The 15,854-nt window shown below is 40.8% G+C and carries 15 protein-coding genes and 1 other RNA gene; 13 read left to right on the forward strand and 3 right to left on the reverse strand.

Features of this window, described 5'->3' with window-relative positions:
- Positions 1-55 precede the first annotated feature (55 nt).
- From BP74_RS04720 to folB, 3 genes are all read left to right on the forward strand, one after another.
- Positions 56-928: a DUF4249 domain-containing protein gene (locus BP74_RS04720; RefSeq protein ID WP_496371580.1), complete on the forward strand. Its 873-nt coding sequence runs from the start codon at positions 56-58 to the stop codon at positions 926-928.
- A gap of 104 nt (positions 929-1,032) precedes the next feature.
- Positions 1,033-1,980, forward strand: a complete 948-nt coding sequence (gene trxB / locus BP74_RS04725) for a thioredoxin-disulfide reductase (RefSeq protein WP_496371582.1) — start codon at positions 1,033-1,035, stop codon at positions 1,978-1,980.
- A 30-nt stretch (positions 1,981-2,010) separates the two neighbouring features.
- A complete protein-coding gene (folB, locus tag BP74_RS04730; RefSeq protein ID WP_496371584.1) occupies positions 2,011-2,382 on the forward strand; it encodes a dihydroneopterin aldolase in 372 nt (123 codons plus the stop codon).
- Between the two features lie 35 nt (positions 2,383-2,417).
- Here the strand turns inward: folB and BP74_RS04735 are convergent, their stop codons facing one another.
- Positions 2,418-3,761, reverse strand: coding sequence for an MATE family efflux transporter (locus BP74_RS04735; RefSeq protein WP_496371586.1), 1,344 nt, complete (start codon positions 3,759-3,761; stop codon positions 2,418-2,420).
- A gap of 83 nt (positions 3,762-3,844) precedes the next feature.
- On the opposite strand from BP74_RS04735, the gene BP74_RS04740 reads away from it, so the two are divergent.
- From BP74_RS04740 to BP74_RS04765, 6 genes are read left to right on the forward strand one after another with little or no spacing between them, the layout of a single operon-like run.
- Positions 3,845-4,645 (forward strand): DUF3822 family protein, encoded by an 801-nt coding sequence (locus BP74_RS04740; RefSeq protein ID WP_496371588.1) that lies wholly within the window; start codon positions 3,845-3,847, stop codon positions 4,643-4,645.
- Positions 4,636-5,184 (forward strand): RsmD family RNA methyltransferase, encoded by a 549-nt coding sequence (locus BP74_RS04745; protein WP_496371590.1) that lies wholly within the window; start codon positions 4,636-4,638, stop codon positions 5,182-5,184. Before BP74_RS04740 ends, BP74_RS04745 begins: the two co-directional genes overlap by 10 nt.
- 2 nt (positions 5,185-5,186) lie before the next feature.
- Positions 5,187-5,756: a 5-formyltetrahydrofolate cyclo-ligase gene (locus BP74_RS04750; RefSeq protein WP_496371592.1), complete on the forward strand. Its 570-nt coding sequence runs from the start codon at positions 5,187-5,189 to the stop codon at positions 5,754-5,756.
- The gene (gene lpxK, locus BP74_RS04755) at positions 5,746-6,819 is read left to right on the forward strand and encodes a tetraacyldisaccharide 4'-kinase (protein WP_496371594.1); all 1,074 of its coding nucleotides are present in this window, start codon (positions 5,746-5,748) and stop codon (positions 6,817-6,819) included. The genes BP74_RS04750 and lpxK overlap by 11 nt, the downstream gene beginning before the upstream one ends.
- Before the next feature lie 8 nt (positions 6,820-6,827).
- The gene (rnr, locus tag BP74_RS04760; RefSeq protein ID WP_496371596.1) at positions 6,828-8,852 is read left to right on the forward strand and encodes a ribonuclease R; all 2,025 of its coding nucleotides are present in this window, start codon (positions 6,828-6,830) and stop codon (positions 8,850-8,852) included.
- Positions 8,852-9,817: a polyprenyl synthetase family protein gene (locus BP74_RS04765; protein ID WP_496371598.1), complete on the forward strand. Its 966-nt coding sequence runs from the start codon at positions 8,852-8,854 to the stop codon at positions 9,815-9,817. The genes rnr and BP74_RS04765 overlap by 1 nt, the downstream gene beginning before the upstream one ends.
- Positions 9,818-9,820: 3 nt before the next feature.
- Here the strand turns inward: BP74_RS04765 and BP74_RS04770 are convergent, their stop codons facing one another.
- Positions 9,821-10,195, reverse strand: coding sequence for a hypothetical protein (locus BP74_RS04770; protein ID WP_496371600.1), 375 nt, complete (start codon positions 10,193-10,195; stop codon positions 9,821-9,823).
- 177 nt (positions 10,196-10,372) lie between these two features.
- On the opposite strand from BP74_RS04770, the gene BP74_RS04775 reads away from it, so the two are divergent.
- From BP74_RS04775 to rnpB, 3 genes are all read left to right on the forward strand, one after another.
- Positions 10,373-12,052: an amino acid permease gene (locus BP74_RS04775; RefSeq protein ID WP_496371602.1), complete on the forward strand. Its 1,680-nt coding sequence runs from the start codon at positions 10,373-10,375 to the stop codon at positions 12,050-12,052.
- 137 nt (positions 12,053-12,189) lie between these two features.
- Positions 12,190-13,200, forward strand: coding sequence for a Smr/MutS family protein (locus tag BP74_RS04780; protein ID WP_496371604.1), 1,011 nt, complete (start codon positions 12,190-12,192; stop codon positions 13,198-13,200).
- Positions 13,201-13,262: 62 nt separating this feature from the next.
- Positions 13,263-13,668: RNase P RNA component class A (gene rnpB, locus BP74_RS04785), an RNA gene on the forward strand.
- Between the two features lie 4 nt (positions 13,669-13,672).
- Here the strand turns inward: rnpB and BP74_RS04790 are convergent.
- Complete coding sequence (locus tag BP74_RS04790) at positions 13,673-14,581, reverse strand: CPBP family intramembrane glutamic endopeptidase (RefSeq protein ID WP_496371606.1); 909 nt, start codon at positions 14,579-14,581, stop codon at positions 13,673-13,675.
- A gap of 129 nt (positions 14,582-14,710) precedes the next feature.
- Here BP74_RS04790 and BP74_RS04795 point away from each other — a divergent pair, with 129 nt between their 5' ends.
- Complete coding sequence (locus tag BP74_RS04795) at positions 14,711-15,820, forward strand: esterase-like activity of phytase family protein (protein ID WP_496371608.1); 1,110 nt, start codon at positions 14,711-14,713, stop codon at positions 15,818-15,820.
- Positions 15,821-15,854 lie beyond the last annotated feature (34 nt).

Here is a 15,854-nt window from a genome sequence, read left to right on the forward strand (position 1 = left end):
CAGCCTTGGTCTTTAACGATCAGGGCTGTTTGTTTTTAATTATTTTTGCCAGTTCATGAAAAGAATAGTTCTATTCTTACTTGTCTTAATATTATTTGGCTGTGAAAAAGATATCAATTTCAAGCTGGACAATGCAGATCCAAAAATTGTAGTGGAAGCTACCATCGAAAACAACGAACCTCCCAGGGTAATTTTGACGAGGTCTATAGGATACTTTGCGCAACTAACCCCGGAGAAACTGACACAAAGCTTTATTCATAATGCTGACATTTGGATATCAGGCAGTAGCAGCACGCATAAATTAAAGGAATATACAATCCCCATAAGCCAGGGTCTTTCGTTCTCTTATTATTCTATCGATTCTTCAAACCTGGCTACGGCTTTTACAGGTGAATTGTATCATACTTACTTTTTAAAAATTGCAAGTGAAGGCCAAACATACACATCCAACACTACTATACCAGGAATTACAAGGATCATAGATTCCATATGGTCCAAGCCAGCACCAGGTAATGACAGTACCAAGGCCATTGTAATGGTAAGGGCCACTGATCCACCTGGATTTGGAGACTACATCCGCTATTTCACGAAGATCAATAAGGGGCCGTTTTTGCCTCCCTACAGTTCAACCTATGATGATCTCTTTATTGATGGAACAACCTATGAATTACAGGTATCGCCGGGCGTAGAGAGGAATACCGGGGGCAGGGATGAAAACCTGTTTAACAGGGGAGATACCGTAGTATTTAAAGTAAGTAATATAGATAAGGCAACTTTTGATTTTTGGCGAACCATGGAGTATTCCTACAATTCAGTAGGCAATCCCTTTTCAACACCAACAAAAGTCATTGGAAATATCAGCAATAATGCTTTGGGTTATTTTGGAGGGTATGCATCCCAATACCATACTTTGATCATCCCTAAGTAAATTATATATAGCATTCGGTACCACCAATTATGGATATGTGAATTTCTTAGGTATTCTGTTAGCACATTTCCATCTAAATTCGCGAACTAAGCACAACAATGAGCATGGAGAACAATCAAACTGAAAAAGTAAATTTATTAATTATAGGATCTGGTCCCGCAGGCTACACAGCTGCTGTTTATGCAGCAAGAGCTAACCTAAAGCCTGTGCTTTACCAGGGTATCCAGCCTGGAGGACAATTAACGATCACCACCGATGTGGAGAACTATCCTGGATTCCCAGATGGCATACAGGGGCCTGAGTTAATGGTGCATTTTGAAAAGCAAGCCCAGAGAATGGGTACTGACATCCGTTATGGATTGGCAACTAAAGTTGATCTTTCGGTGAGGCCCTATAAAGTATGGATAGACGAAGAAAAGATCATTGAAGCAGAATCAATTATAATTTCTACAGGTGCCTCAGCCAAATGGCTAAATATAGAAAGTGAACAAAGACTGAATGGCTATGGCGTCAGTGCTTGTGCAGTTTGTGATGGATTCTTTTTCAGGGGTAAAGAAGTAGCTATTGTAGGCGCTGGAGATACGGCAGCCGAAGAGGCTTTGTATTTATCTAAACTTTGCTCTAATGTGCACATGCTTGTCCGCCGGGACGAAATGCGTGCCAGCAAAGTGATGCAGGATAGGGTAAAAAATACACCTAATATCAAGATATACTGGAATTCAGAGACCGATGAGATACTTGGTGAAAAAACAGTTGAAGCCGTCAGGATAAAGAACAATCAAACTGGAGAAAAGATCGAAGTGCCGGTTAAAGGTTTTTTCGTCGCCATCGGTCATACACCCAACTCAGATATATTCAAAGGATTTATAGATATGGATGAAGCCGGGTATATCAAAACAATACCAGGTTCTTCCAAAACCAATATCGAAGGTGTCTTTGCATCAGGAGATGTGCAGGATAAGATCTACCGTCAGGCTGTCACAGCCGCTGGTAGTGGATGTATGGCTGCCCTTGACGCTGAAAGATACTTATCGGAAAAAGGCATTCATTAAGCCAATCCAATCATAAACTTCAATGCTGCCATGCACGGACAATTTAATATTGAACTAAAAGGTCTTCGTTTTTTTGCCGGGCATGGCATGTATGAGGAAGAATACAAGGTTGGTAATGAGTTTGAAGTCGATATTTCCATAGACACCATCGCCCCGGCATTGCATATCAACTCCCTGTCACAAACAGTTGATTATGTCCAGGTATATCGTATTGTGCAGGAAGAATTCAGGGTCCGTCAATATTATATTGAAACCTGCGCCATGCAAATAGCTGATAAACTGGAACACCAATTCCCACAAATAGAAAAAATAGTCATCTCGATCCGGAAACTAAATGCACCCATTACCAATTTTACAGGTTCAGTAGGAGTGACATATACCCGAATAAGTCGCGGTAAATAATATTGCAGTATTTGTTAAAGAATATCCTGTAAGATTTAAATAACGGTGGCATACCATCTTTTACTCCTGATATACATATAAGAGAGCGTAAATAGAGCCGACCAGTAAAGCAGTTCTGACATCCACCCCCATACTATTGACAATTTGTTCAATTCCAGTACCAGGTAAACATATATACAGTATAGCGATATGGCTATTAGTTCGATAATAAAGGTCATTCGACCATTACCAGTACCCGTAACCGCATTAAGCCAGATGGTGCCAACCGACATGAATAACATGGCAACAGCAACCACACGCAATACCGGGATGCCAAGCGCGATGAATTGCTCATTTTGACCATAAATGGATAAAAAGGCTGCAGGGAATATATTGAGAAATAGAAAAACAAAAAACGCTACAGAACAACTCAATTTCATGATACGGGTTATCAGTCTCATTACCTCTTCCTTTTTTCCCTGTCCAATGATATTGCTAACCATTGAATTGGTGGTGGAAGAAAAAGCCCAGATAAAAGATCCAAAAAAACCAAAGATGTTCCGCATGGTGTTGGATACCGCCAGGCTGGTTTGTCCATGGTGTTCTACCAGTATGTAAAAAAAGAACCAGCTAATAATGCTGATGGCATGCTGAAAGGCCAGTGGCCCTGAAATAGTTACGATCAGTTTCAGGTAGTGTTTGTCTATTGAAAACTTCTGGAACAATGAAAACCTTTGGCTTATGCCCCTTGACCTGATGACCAGGAAGATGACAAACATGCCAATGAATTCAGCAATTACGGAGGCCACTGCAGCGCCGTCAAAACCCATCTTAGGAAGTCCGAAATGCCCGAATATCAGTGCATAATCAAAGATCACATTGGCCAGTGCTTCAGCAAAGGTTCCAATGACCAGTAACCTGCTTTGATTGATGCCGACCAATAAGGCATTACGCATTTGGTAGATATACAGAAAAAGTAAACCGAAGATCCTTATTCGCAGGAAGCGTATCACATCATGAAGTACCTGTTCAGAATGAATCGTTGCCCTGAAGATTAATGGAGCTATAAACCAGGTAAATAAAATACCAAATGAAGCTATAGCCAGGGAGATCAGCACACCCTGGTTGAATATCTTACCTATTTCTTCAGGCCTGTTTTCACCCGCTCTCCTGGAAATGATAGATTGCAGGCCATTATTTAAGCCAAAACCAATACCGGCAAATATCAGGTAATAGACCCCTGTAATGCTTGCAGTAGCTAAAGCTTCCTCACTTAAATGCCCCAGGAAAATATTATTTATAATGAAATTGAACTGTGGCACAAGAAGTGCCAATCCTATAGGGAGTGCGATTTTTAATATTTGCCTGTAAGAAATATCAACTTGCAGCTTTTCGGCCATACTTAAAAAAATCGCAAACTACTGAAACATTTTTCTGTAAATCAGTTTTTAATGAAATACGTACTTTGCAGCAAATAAAAATAGTGAAAACACTTTTCCATATCCGATCTGAACATATGCAGGAAGGTAATGCTGTACTGCTTCTTGAAATAGGGATAGATCACATTAATTATTCATGGTACATGGACGGAAGCAGGGTGTTAACTGAATTGAAATACTGCACCATTGATGAATTTGAATTAAAAACGGCCCTTCAAAATATATTGGACGAGACCAAACAACGGGCTCCCATCAAGGTTTTTATTTGCAGTTCATTTCCCACATCTTTTTTAACTCCCTTAAAATATGCTTCCAATGCAGATGACCTGTTGCAATTAACCTATGACAGGCCAGGTCAGTCCTTTTTCAGGGACAATATCAATGACTGGCAGATGGTGAACAGTTATTCACTGTCTTCAGATGTACATGCCCTTATCAATACCATATATCCGGAAGCACTCTATGTGCATGAATATACACCTGCTTTAAAAAACAGCATTTCATACGATGGTATAGAAAAGATATTTATTCACTTCACTACCCAATTTTTCCGGATACTGGTTAAAAAAGGTGCGCACATTGAGCTGGTTCAAACCTATGCCTATAAAACTCCGCTTGATGTAGTGTACTATTTACTAAAGATCGCATCTGAAATAGGAATAGATCAATCTGAAGCCTCCATTATTTTATCGGGCCTTATTGAAGAATCCTCTGCGCTATATACTGAAATACGTAATTACTTTTTACATATCAGATTTTATAACGACACTTCAGTTTCATTGCCTGGAAATGAACATCCCGGCCATTTCTTTGCTTCTACTTCTAATCTTGCTGTATGCGTATAATAAGTGGTGATTATGGGGGTAGAAGAATAAACCCTCCGGCTAAAATGCCTTATACAAGGCCAACAACCGATATAGCTAAGGAAGGTCTTTTTAATATCCTTCAAAATAACCTGGATTTTTCCGAGTTAAAGACACTTGATCTTTTCGGTGGAACAGGAAGCATCAGTTATGAACTGGCTTCAAGGGGAGCCGCCGATCTGACCATTGTTGAAAAGGATAACCAGATGCACGCCTTTATCAAAAAGACTGCAAAGGGTTTGGGTATCAAAAACATAAAGGTTGTAAAATCAGATGTTTTTCGTTTTATGGAGCAATGCCAGGAAAACTTTGACTTTATTTTCGCCGGACCTCCTTATGCATTGAAAAATATTGATGACTTGCCCCGGTTTGTTTTTGAAAAGAAATTATTAAAAGACAATGGTTGGTTCATTCTTGAACACACACCTGCGAATAACTATGAAAAATTCCCATTCTTTAAAATGGCACGAAATTACGGCACCACTATTTTTTCCATTTTTGAGAATAGGATAAATGATTAAACATGCGGAAAAAGGAGATCAGGAGTTTATTCAGAAAAAAAAGAGAGGCTGTTTCCGTTACTGATAAAATGAAATGGGATGATCTGCTACTGATCCAGTTTCAGACCATTCAATTGCCTTTTTTAGATTACGTTTTTAGTTTTTACCCCGTGCAGGAATATAATGAGATCGATACCTTCCCTATAACGGATTACCTGCATTTTAAAAATCCCAGCCTTCATATTTGTTATCCCCGGACAAACCTTGTGCAGCAGACCATGGAAGCCGTAGTTTGCAATGCTGACAGCATTTTCGAAGCCAATGAATTTAATATTCCGGAGCCACTGGACAATGAGGTGGCACAACCGGATGTATTGGACGTGATATTGGTTCCTATGCTTGCGTTTGACCTTAACGGTTACAGGGTAGGGTATGGAAAAGGATATTATGACCGGTATCTCAAAAATTGCCGGCCTGATGCTCTAAAGATCGGTCTGTGTTATTTTGAACCTGTTGATAGTGTAGAAGACGCCAATGAATTTGACGTACCTTTAGATATTTGTATTACCCCTCACAGGACTTATGTTTTCTAATTGGTTTTTAAAATCGTTCCGCATACTTCTTTTACCCTTTGCTATTCTATATGGATTGGTGATCTGGATCAGGAATTGGCTGTATGATCACAATTTGCTGAAGTCAAATTCTTTTGGGTTGCCATTGATTTGTGTAGGGAATCTTTCAGTTGGAGGCACAGGCAAATCACCGATGGTGGAGTTCTTAGTACAGCACTTAAAGAACCGGTATAAAGTGGCAACGCTGAGCCGGGGCTATAAAAGAAAAACCAAGGGATATGCACTTGCAACTGATGAAACTACCGCATTGGATATTGGGGACGAACCGATGTTATTTCATAGAAAATTTCCTGACATACCCGTAGCGGTGGGTGAGGAAAGAATTGTTGCCATTCCTCAATTGCTGCATGATAATCCTGCAACCCAGGTTATTATTCTTGATGATGCCTTCCAGCACAGGGCTATTAAATCAGGTATCAATATTATTCTGACAGAATATGGCAACCTTTTTACCAGGGATTTCTTTTTGCCTACCGGCGATCTCAGGGATATGCCTTCCAGTTACAAAAGGGCAGATATAATTGTAGTTACAAAATGCAGGGAGGATATATCCCAGCAGGAAAGAATAGATATAATAGAGGAAATACGTCCTTTACCAAATCAAAAGGTATTCTTCAGTACTATTTCTTATGGAACCCCCTATCATATCAGCAACCATAAGTTTAATTTTATAGACGATAAAACTGAGGTGCTTTTGGTTACTGGCATCGCCAATCCAAAACCATTAAAAAAGTTTCTTGAGGATCGTATAGAAACGTATTATATGATGCCGTTCAATGATCATCATATATTTACTATTGATGACTGGCGGGATATCGTTAAACGATTTAACTCTATTGATTCACAGAGAAAGATCATTCTTACCACGGAAAAGGATGCCATGCGGTTTATGAAATTCAGGCAGGAATTGAGTGGCATGCCTTTTTATGTTATTCCCATTGAAAATCAATTCCTTTTTGACCAGGAGAATGAATTTACGAATACAGTAATTTCATTCATAGAAAACTTTAAACAACCCTCTTAATCATAACCATGGGCCGTAAAAATTCAAAAAAATCAGACAGGAAAAAGACAAGGAATTTTGATGAATATAAAGGTGTACTGGAGATCACCCGTTCGGGAATGGGCTTTGTGGTGGTAAGCGGTTTAGAGACAGATATATTGGTAAGGCCAAATGATTTTAATACTGCCCTCCATGGAGATACAGTAAGAGTGCAGGTAGATCCTGATAAAACAGGCAAACGCATGCAGGGTGTGGTGGTGGATGTGCTGGAGCGTAAGCAAATGGAATTTGTTGGTCGTCTTGAAATGAATAAGGGATATGCATTTTTTATTGCTGAAGGAAACAAGAAGATCCCTGATATTTTTATTCCGCAGGGAAGCTTTAATGAAGCACAGGATGGAGACAGGGTGGTTGTAAAAATAAAGGAATGGGAAAAAGATACTAAAAAGCGGCCTGTTGGTGAAGTGATCAGTATCCTGGATGCAGAAGATAGCAACGATGTGGCCATGAAAGAGATCCTGTTGGAAAATGGTTTTCCATTGGGGTTCAGCGATGAAGTGTTAGAAGAGGCAGAACGTATCCCGGATCAGATAGCGCAGGACGAGATCAATAAAAGAAAGGACTTCCGCGAGGTTTTGACATTTACCATAGACCCGGTGGATGCCAAGGACTTTGATGATGCCTTGTCCTTAAGGGTACTGAAAAATGGCAATTACGAGATTGGCGTACACATTGCTGATGTCAGCCATTATGTGCTCCCTGATACAGCGCTGGATGAAATGGCCTATCAAAAGGCTACTTCTGTTTATTTACCTGACAGGGTAAATCCCATGCTTCCGGAACATATTTCAAATGTTTTGTGTTCCCTTCGGCCAAATGAAGATAAACTGACCTTTTCGGCAGTATTCCAGATGACTCCCAAGGGTCAGGTGAAGCAATACTGGATCGGCAAAACAGCCATTCACTCCGATCACCGTTTTACGTATGAAGAAGTACAGGAGATCATTGAAAAGGAAGACGGCTTGTACAGGGACGAGGTATTGCTTTTAAACAGTATCGCCCAGCGTTTGCGTAAGAAAAGGTTTGAAGCAGGCGCTATTAATTTTTCCAGTACGGAAGTGCGTTTCAAGCTGGATGAAAAGGGAAAGCCCATTGGTATAATCGTAAAAGAAAGTAAAGAGGCTCACCAGCTTATCGAAGAGTTCATGCTATTGGCCAATAAATACGTTGCGGAAAATATTTCTAAGATCGAGATCAATAAAAAACCAATACCATTTCCTTACCGGGTGCATGATCTTCCATCAGAAGAGAAATTGTTACCCTTTATGGCCTTTGCCAGGAAATTCGGGCATAAGTTCGATACTTCCACACCCGAAAAAATTGCGGAGTCCTTCAATACCATGCTAAAAGATGTGCAGGGAAAACCTGAACAACATGTGTTGGAACAGTTAGGTATCCGCACTATGGCAAAGGCTGTCTACACTTCAGAGAATATTGGCCATTATGGGCTGGGGTTTGAACATTATTGCCATTTCACATCACCTATCAGGCGTTATCCGGACATCATGGTTCACAGGGTGGTGGAGCAGGTGATCAACAAGACCATCAAGCCCGATAAAAAAATGGAGCAAAAATGCAAGCATAGCAGCGAACGCGAAAGGGCGGCAATGGATGCGGAAAGAGCTGCAAACAAGTATAAACAGGTCGAGTACATGAAGGACTTCCTTGGAGATGAGTTTGAAGGCGTGATCAGCGGAGTGGCAGCCTTTGGCTTTTGGGTTGAGACCATCGAACATAAATGCGAAGGAATGGTCAGTATTACCAGCCTCGCTGAATATGATGAATTCAGGTTGGTAGATACCGATTATAGCCTGGTTGGGATGAGAAGCGGAAGGAAATTCCGCATGGGAGACCGGGTGAGGATCAAGGTCATTGCTGCTAACCTTGAAAAAAGACAACTGGATTATGAATGGGTGCTCACTGCTACGCTTGAAGAGCAGGAGGAAGAAAATAAATCAAAACAAAAACGTAAAAAGAAAAGGATTGGAGAATAATGCACACGTTTGAAGAACTTTCACAGCTTTTTATTGAAAAATTTAATACAGATCATTTCCCAAAAGAACCTGCATCATTATATGAACCCAATCGTTATTTCCTGAAACTGGGAGGTAAAAGAGTCCGGCCTGTTCTATGCCTGATGGGAAATGAACTTTTTGGTGAGTTGTCACCTGATGCTATGCATGCTGCAACTGCTATCGAATTGTTTCACAATTTCACGCTCATTCACGACGATATAATGGATAAAGCGCCTTTGCGGCGGGGCAACGAAACAGTTCATGAAAAATATGGAGAGAGTACGGCATTACTGGCCGGGGATGTCATGTTGGTAGCGGCCTACGAATACCTGAACAGGATATCGCCTAACTATAGTTCGCTTATTATTTCCTTATTCAATAAAACAGCACGTGAAGTATGTGAGGGCCAGCAGTTGGATATGGATTTTGAAAAAAGAAACGATGTAGGGTACGAGGAATACCTGAATATGATCAACCTGAAGACCTCCGTATTGCTGGCTGCCAGTTTGAAAATGGGTACCATATTGGGTGGGGCACTGGAAAGAAACCAGAATCTGATATATGAATTCGGACGAAAGTTGGGACTTGCTTTCCAGGTGCAGGACGATTACCTGGATGCTTTTGGTGACCCCGAAAAATTTGGTAAGCAGGTAGGTGGAGATATCAAAGCCAATAAAAAAACATTCTTATTGATCCATGCTTTTGAAACCGCATCTGAAGTCCAGAAGGAGGAGTTGCATAGTTTATTGAAAGGTAATGAGGACAATAAGGTCATTCGGGTATTATCCATTTTCAAAGACTGTGGCATAGATGAATGGGCCCGGGAACTCAAGGAAAAATATATGCAGCAGGCATTTGAACACCTGGAAGATATTGCGGTGCTTTCAAAAAGAAAAGAGCCATTAAAACAATTGGCTCTTTATCTTACGCAACGACAGCATTAGGGTTTAGATGTAAGTTTTGGCAATGTCTAACCCTATAGCAAAGCAAGAAATCAGTACAGCTATATCAATAAGCACACTTAATACAAAAACAGGGATAGTGATCTTTGTAGGCATGGCTGCCAGGTTTGTTACCAGGGACATACCCATGGCAATAATGCACAGCATAAATAAAAACATATTGGTGCCGGCCAATAATACAGCCATTACCGTCAATGGGGTTAAAATACAACCATGTCCTGCCAGGGCAATGCCGATCCACATAAAGCGATTTTCATCCTGCCCTTTACACCAGGCCATGAATTTAGAAAATAAGCCCGTTTGGCTGGCTTTTTCAGCATAGGTTGTCGAAAAGGAATGGTCCATTGTTGTAGTTGACATATCGTTTCAATTTTGAAGGACAAATTTCAGATCCGGAGATCCTTTTATTATTGATGTTTATAAACTTCAAAACTGATTTTAATCAGCTTTTTATTGCCATTATGGGCAAAAACCTTTCTTTCACTGATGGGCAGAAGCAATTTTTCGATATTTTGAGCCCTTCAAACATTGTATTGGATGACAAATCAATTGCTTAGGAAAAAGTCTATACCTACTATTTTAAGGGAAGCTGAAGAAGGTTTACACGATAGCGAGGGTCATAGCTCTGGATTAAAAAAAGTGCTTGGCGTACGGGATCTCACATTTATGGGCATTGCGGCTGTTATTGGAGCCGGCATTTTCAGTAGCATTGGTAATGCCAGTTACAACGGTGGGCCAGGTGTCATATTCCTTTACATATTTACCGCTATCGCCTGTGGTTTTGCTGCACTGTGCTATGCGGAATTTGCTTCCACGGTACCGGTATCCGGGAGTGCCTATACCTATTCCTATGTTGCCTTTGGTGAGATCTTCGCCTGGATCATTGGATGGGACCTGTTGATGGAATACGCTATTGGTAACGTGGTGGTAGCTATTTCATGGAGTGAATATTTTACTGGCCTGTTGGATAAGGCAGGAATGCACATCCCTGATTGGCTGACCATGGATTATGTTACTGCCCAAAGAGGTTTTGCCGAGGGTACTGAAGCCGCAGTCCGGGCCTGGACAAATGCGCCGCAACTTTTTGGTCTGCGCATATTAATGGATGTTCCTGCATTTTTGATTGTAGCCCTTATCACTTATGTTGTTTTTATCGGTATCAAGGAATCAAGGTCCCTGAGCAACATCATGGTGATCATCAAACTAGCTGTTGTTTTTTTAGTAATAGTTCTTGGAGCTTATTATGTCAACCCTCAAAACTGGTCACCCTTTACACCAAATGGAATCAGTGGCATACTTAAAGGAGTGTCTGCTGTATTCTTTGCATATATAGGCTTTGATGCCATTTCCACTACAGCAGAAGAATGCAAAGATCCCCAACGCGATCTTCCAAAGGGAATGATCTATTCCCTAATCATTTGTACAGTTTTGTATGTCCTGTTGGCATTGGTGCTTACCGGTATGATACCCTATACCAAGTTGAATGTGGGCGATCCCCTGGCAGAAGTGTTTGATCAGCGGGGATTATATTGGGTGTCAGGAATCGTTGCCGTAAGCGCCATCATTGCAACAGCCAGTGTGTTGTTGGTTTTCCAGTTAGGCCAACCGCGCATCTGGATGAGCATGAGCAGGGATGGTCTCCTGCCTAAGATCTTTTCACGTATTCATCCCAAATATCAAACACCTTCCTTTTCTACCATCCTGACAGGACTGGTAGTGGGTATCCCGGCCCTTTTTCTCAATATTGAGGTCTTGCTTGCCTTGACAAGCATCGGAACCCTGTTTGCCTTTGTATTGGTTTGTGCCGGTGTCATTGTTTTGCAGAAGCAGACGAACAGGCCAGAATCTAAATTCAGGGTCCCTCATGTAAGTGGAAAGTACATAATACCTGTTTTATTTATTGCTTCAATAGCCCTTGTGGTGAAATACAACCCGGAGCATTTTCAAAACCTGCTCACAAAGGAAGGATTCCCTATGGGCCTTTTCTGGGTGGTAGCAGCAATCATTGCCGTCCTGACATTTGTAAAGGATTTTTCCCTGATACCAGTTCTGGGTTTTACCAGTTGCTTTTACCTCATGGCCCAGGAAAGCCACACCAACTGGTACCGGTTCCTTATCTGGCTGGCCGTTGGACTGGTAGTGTATTTTACCTATGGTTTTAAAAACAGCAGGTTGGCTAAAGAAACACTGGCAGGTGCAGGGACACCTCTTGGATAGTATTAGCCGGCTGTATGGTTTCAACCTTGTTAATTCTAAAGGGCGCTTCATTGGAGCGCCCTTCTTTGCTTGTTTCGATCGTACCTTTACACGCTGTTTTTTTATGCAGTAATCAGTTAATAATCGTTTTTAAGAACATGAAATACCAGGTAGGCGATAAGATTGTAGTGTTACATTCCAACGAAGAAGGGGAGATCATTGACATTATCAATGAAAAGATGGTAATGATAGAAGTGAGGGGCGTTAAGTTTCCTGCCTACATGGACCAGATAGACTTTCCCTATTTTAAAAGATTTACCGAAAAGAAGCTCTTTCCGCCAAAAAAGGAAAAAAAATATGTGGAGGATGTAAGAAAAGAAAAGGTAATTGTAGAAAGGGTTGCAGATGGGGTTTGGCTTTCTTTTCTTCCCAAATTTGAAACGGATGAATTTGGAGATGATGTAGTGGTTGAATTAAAGGTACACCTGGTTAACAGGACGGAAAAAGCCTACAATTTCAATTATTACCTGCAGTTCTTTGGCAGGTCTGAATTTGAGATAAGAAATGAGATTAATTCATTTGGCGATTTTTACCTGCATGATATCCCTTTCGAGGATATGAATGACAGCCCCAATTTTACCTTTGAATTTTCCTTATTACAACCGGATAAATACAAGGCAGATTATTATGAATCGAGCCTGAAACTAAAGCCCAAACAATTATTTGACAGGATAGAAGTATTAAAGGAAAAAGGTGAAGCGACATTTGCCTATAAATTATTCGATACATATCCAGAAAAACCTAAGGATGAAACCATTGACCTTGAGGCTTCGCCCAAAGGCGTTAAAGTTTATAGTCTTAAGGATATCCGTAAGCACCTGCAGCCTGCCCGCACGGTAGTAGATCTGCATATTGAAAAATTATCCGACAACTGGAAGCATCTTTCCAATGCTGAAATATTGCATATACAGCTAAAGGAATTCGAAAAATGGTACGAACTGGCCCTTGCCCACCACCAATCTCAGTTGATCATCATCCATGGTGTTGGCAGTGGGAAACTAAGGGATGAGATTCATGATATGCTCCGTTTAAAAAGAGAAGTGAAATCTTTTGTTAACCAATACCATCCATCTTTTGGATATGGTGCCACCGAGATATTCTTTAAATAATTACTGGTATAGGTTCAGACAGATCAAAATAGTTGATGGTTATTTACCTGTAACTTTGTTTTACTGCAAGCTTTGCTATCGATCCTGACATTGATTTCATCAACTGGTGAAGGTTGATCGTTAGGGTAGGAAAGTCCGGACAGCGCAGAGCAACGTACCGGTTAACAGCCGGCTCCTGGTTTTCCGGGACGAGAGAGTGCCACAGAAAATTACCGCCGCTTTGGTGTTTACATCAAACCGGTAAGGGTGAAAATGTGGGGTAAAAGCCCACAACTGTTGTTAGTGATAACAATGGGGGGTAAACCTTACGTGCTGAAATGCCATGTATACCAACGCCTGAGGGCTGCTCGCCCGATGTTGGGTGGGTAGGCAGATACATTCCTGTAGTAATGCAGGAAGCAGATAAATGATAGCAGCTTTAGTGTTCGCATTAAAGTACAGAAACCGGCTTACAGGCTTGCAGTATTTTTTATCAGTAGTACATATTTCCAAGGTAACCTCCCAGTTCCATGAGCCAGGCAGTACCCAGGTGAACTATAACACCTCCCCAGATGGTTCTTGTATGGTACGTAATAACGCCCAAAATAATACCTCCAAAAAAAGAGCTGATACATTCTGCCAGGGGCTTGCCAAAATGAATGGCACAATAAAATACCGCCATTGGCAAAATAGATTCCCTACCGGCATATTGAATAAAAGCTAGTATCAAAAAGCCACGAAAGAAAAGTTCGATGGTAATGAAGTCAGAACCATAAGCCAGTTCATAGGCCAGTTTATAGAATCCATTTTCCTGTACAACGGGCAAATGGTGCAGGTTTTTCAATTTTGGATAAACAGCTAGAAAATCAGGCAATGTAGATGCTGCAGCAATCAATGGCACCATGATACAAAGCATTCCCAGGTAGGGTAGAACATCGAAGTTGGAGGGTACGGTTCCATAAAATGGTTGTGATGGATTATATTTTTTCCAGACTACCACCAGGATAAGCGTAACTATCAAAAGTTTTAAAGGCCAGTAAACAACCTGGTTATAATATATATTGAGTTCATTGGAATTGGAAAGATGTATATTGATATTAAAAGCCATTTTCCAGGCAAAAAGGGCGGGTGCCAATAATACAAGTGTTACAAAATTCGCATTGGTAAAAAGGCGTCGACCTTTCAAACACGAATAGATGCAATAGGGAATGGCAAATGCAATAAAAAATACCAGGTACCAGGATACATATTGTATTTGGCGTGGTGTTGTATTGATCTTTCTGTTTAACTGGAAATGGTAATTTATCAAAATACCTGTTGCAGCCAGCAGGCAACAGAACAAAAGCATCCTTTTATCAACAGCAATAATAAATTCCTTTAAATAGCTAAGTATGCTTCTCATTTATAACATATGGATGCGGCCTCAATATAAACGCGGTTCCTGTTTTGAAGGCCATAGAATGTCCAATCAATAAAATTACTTTTTCAGACAACAAAAGATACAGCATTTTTGCCCCCTGAAATGGCTATTATGAAATATGGGTTCTGTTCTTTTTTAATGGTTTTTTTGCTGGGTTGTGCCATACAACGCAAACCTTTTAATGATGAAACCAGGCTGGAGTTAATAGGGCAATACAACATACCCCTGAAAGCTCAATTCAATGGAACAACAGTGGGAGGTTTATCAGGCATAGACTACGATCCAAAAAAAGAAGTGTACTATATTATTTCGGATGATGGGTCAAAGATCGACCCTACACGTATGTACAAGGCAAGGATCCCGGTTAGTGAAAAAGGTATTGATACAGTTCAGTTTCTTTCCGTAACGACATTGTTGAACGATAAAGCAGTTCCGTTCTCACCTTCCACCATTGATCCTGAAGCTATACGCTATTTCCCTTCCAGGGACCAGGTAGCCTGGAGCAGTGAGGGAGAAAGAACAAAGAAAAATAATGAATGGACATTACGCGATCCATCGGTTTTTCTCAGTGATCAACAGGGTAAATTAGTAGATAGTTTTTTGTTGCCCGCCAATTTGCATATAAGCAGTTTGGAAAAAGGGCCAAGGAATAATAGTTCTTTTGAAGGCATCACCTTCGATAGGAAGTACAGGTCCTTATTTGTTAATGTAGAGGAGCCTCTTTTTGAAGATGGTGTCCAGGCATCTACCGGGGACACTTCAGCATGGACCCGGCTAATCCGGTTTGATGTGAGGACACGAAAACCTCTTGCCCAATATGCTTACAAGACTGATCCTGTTGCCTACCCGGCGCAGCCCTCCAATGCTTTTAAAATAAATGGAGTTTCCGAAATATTCTGGATTGCTGAAAATAAGTTGCTGGCTATAGAGCGATCCTTTTCTACCGGGCGGCCAGGTTGTGTAATTAAACTTTACCTGGTGGATTTAAAAAATGCTACGGATGTATCTTCCATCACATCGCTAAACACTGTTCAGGGTTTCAGGCCTGTCGCCAAAAAATTATTGTTGAATATGGAGGACCTGCACATACCCGTTTATAATATTGAGGGTGTTACCTGGGGTCCTTATCTTCCCAATGGACATCCTACGCTTTTGTTTGTAGCAGATGATAACTTTTCGCAGGTTGACAAAACGCAATTTCTCCTTTTTGAAGTAAAATAAATTAGTGGAACTGTGATTTCTTTTTTAAGCATTT

This window comes from Flavisolibacter ginsengiterrae DSM 18136 (assembly GCF_059568575.1).

Bases quoted from the DNA above. Each gene is read 5' to 3' on its own strand.
- BP74_RS04720 (WP_496371580.1), top strand. From the start codon at position 56: ATGAAAAGAATAGTTCTATTCTTACTTGTCTTAATATTATTTGGCTGT.
- trxB (WP_496371582.1), top strand. From the start codon at position 1,033: ATGGAGAACAATCAAACTGAAAAAGTAAATTTATTAATTATAGGATCT.
- folB (WP_496371584.1), top strand. From the start codon at position 2,011: ATGCACGGACAATTTAATATTGAACTAAAAGGTCTTCGTTTTTTTGCC.
- BP74_RS04735 (WP_496371586.1), bottom strand. From the start codon at position 3,761: ATGGCCGAAAAGCTGCAAGTTGATATTTCTTACAGGCAAATATTAAAA.
- BP74_RS04745 (WP_496371590.1), top strand. From the start codon at position 4,636: ATGCGTATAATAAGTGGTGATTATGGGGGTAGAAGAATAAACCCTCCG.
- BP74_RS04750 (WP_496371592.1), top strand. From the start codon at position 5,187: ATGCGGAAAAAGGAGATCAGGAGTTTATTCAGAAAAAAAAGAGAGGCT.
- lpxK (WP_496371594.1), top strand. From the start codon at position 5,746: ATGTTTTCTAATTGGTTTTTAAAATCGTTCCGCATACTTCTTTTACCC.
- rnr (WP_496371596.1), top strand. From the start codon at position 6,828: ATGGGCCGTAAAAATTCAAAAAAATCAGACAGGAAAAAGACAAGGAAT.
- BP74_RS04765 (WP_496371598.1), top strand. From the start codon at position 8,852: ATGCACACGTTTGAAGAACTTTCACAGCTTTTTATTGAAAAATTTAAT.
- BP74_RS04770 (WP_496371600.1), bottom strand. From the start codon at position 10,195: ATGTCAACTACAACAATGGACCATTCCTTTTCGACAACCTATGCTGAA.
- BP74_RS04775 (WP_496371602.1), top strand. From the start codon at position 10,373: ATGACAAATCAATTGCTTAGGAAAAAGTCTATACCTACTATTTTAAGG.
- BP74_RS04780 (WP_496371604.1), top strand. From the start codon at position 12,190: ATGAAATACCAGGTAGGCGATAAGATTGTAGTGTTACATTCCAACGAA.
- BP74_RS04790 (WP_496371606.1), bottom strand. From the start codon at position 14,581: ATGAGAAGCATACTTAGCTATTTAAAGGAATTTATTATTGCTGTTGAT.
- BP74_RS04795 (WP_496371608.1), top strand. From the start codon at position 14,711: ATGAAATATGGGTTCTGTTCTTTTTTAATGGTTTTTTTGCTGGGTTGT.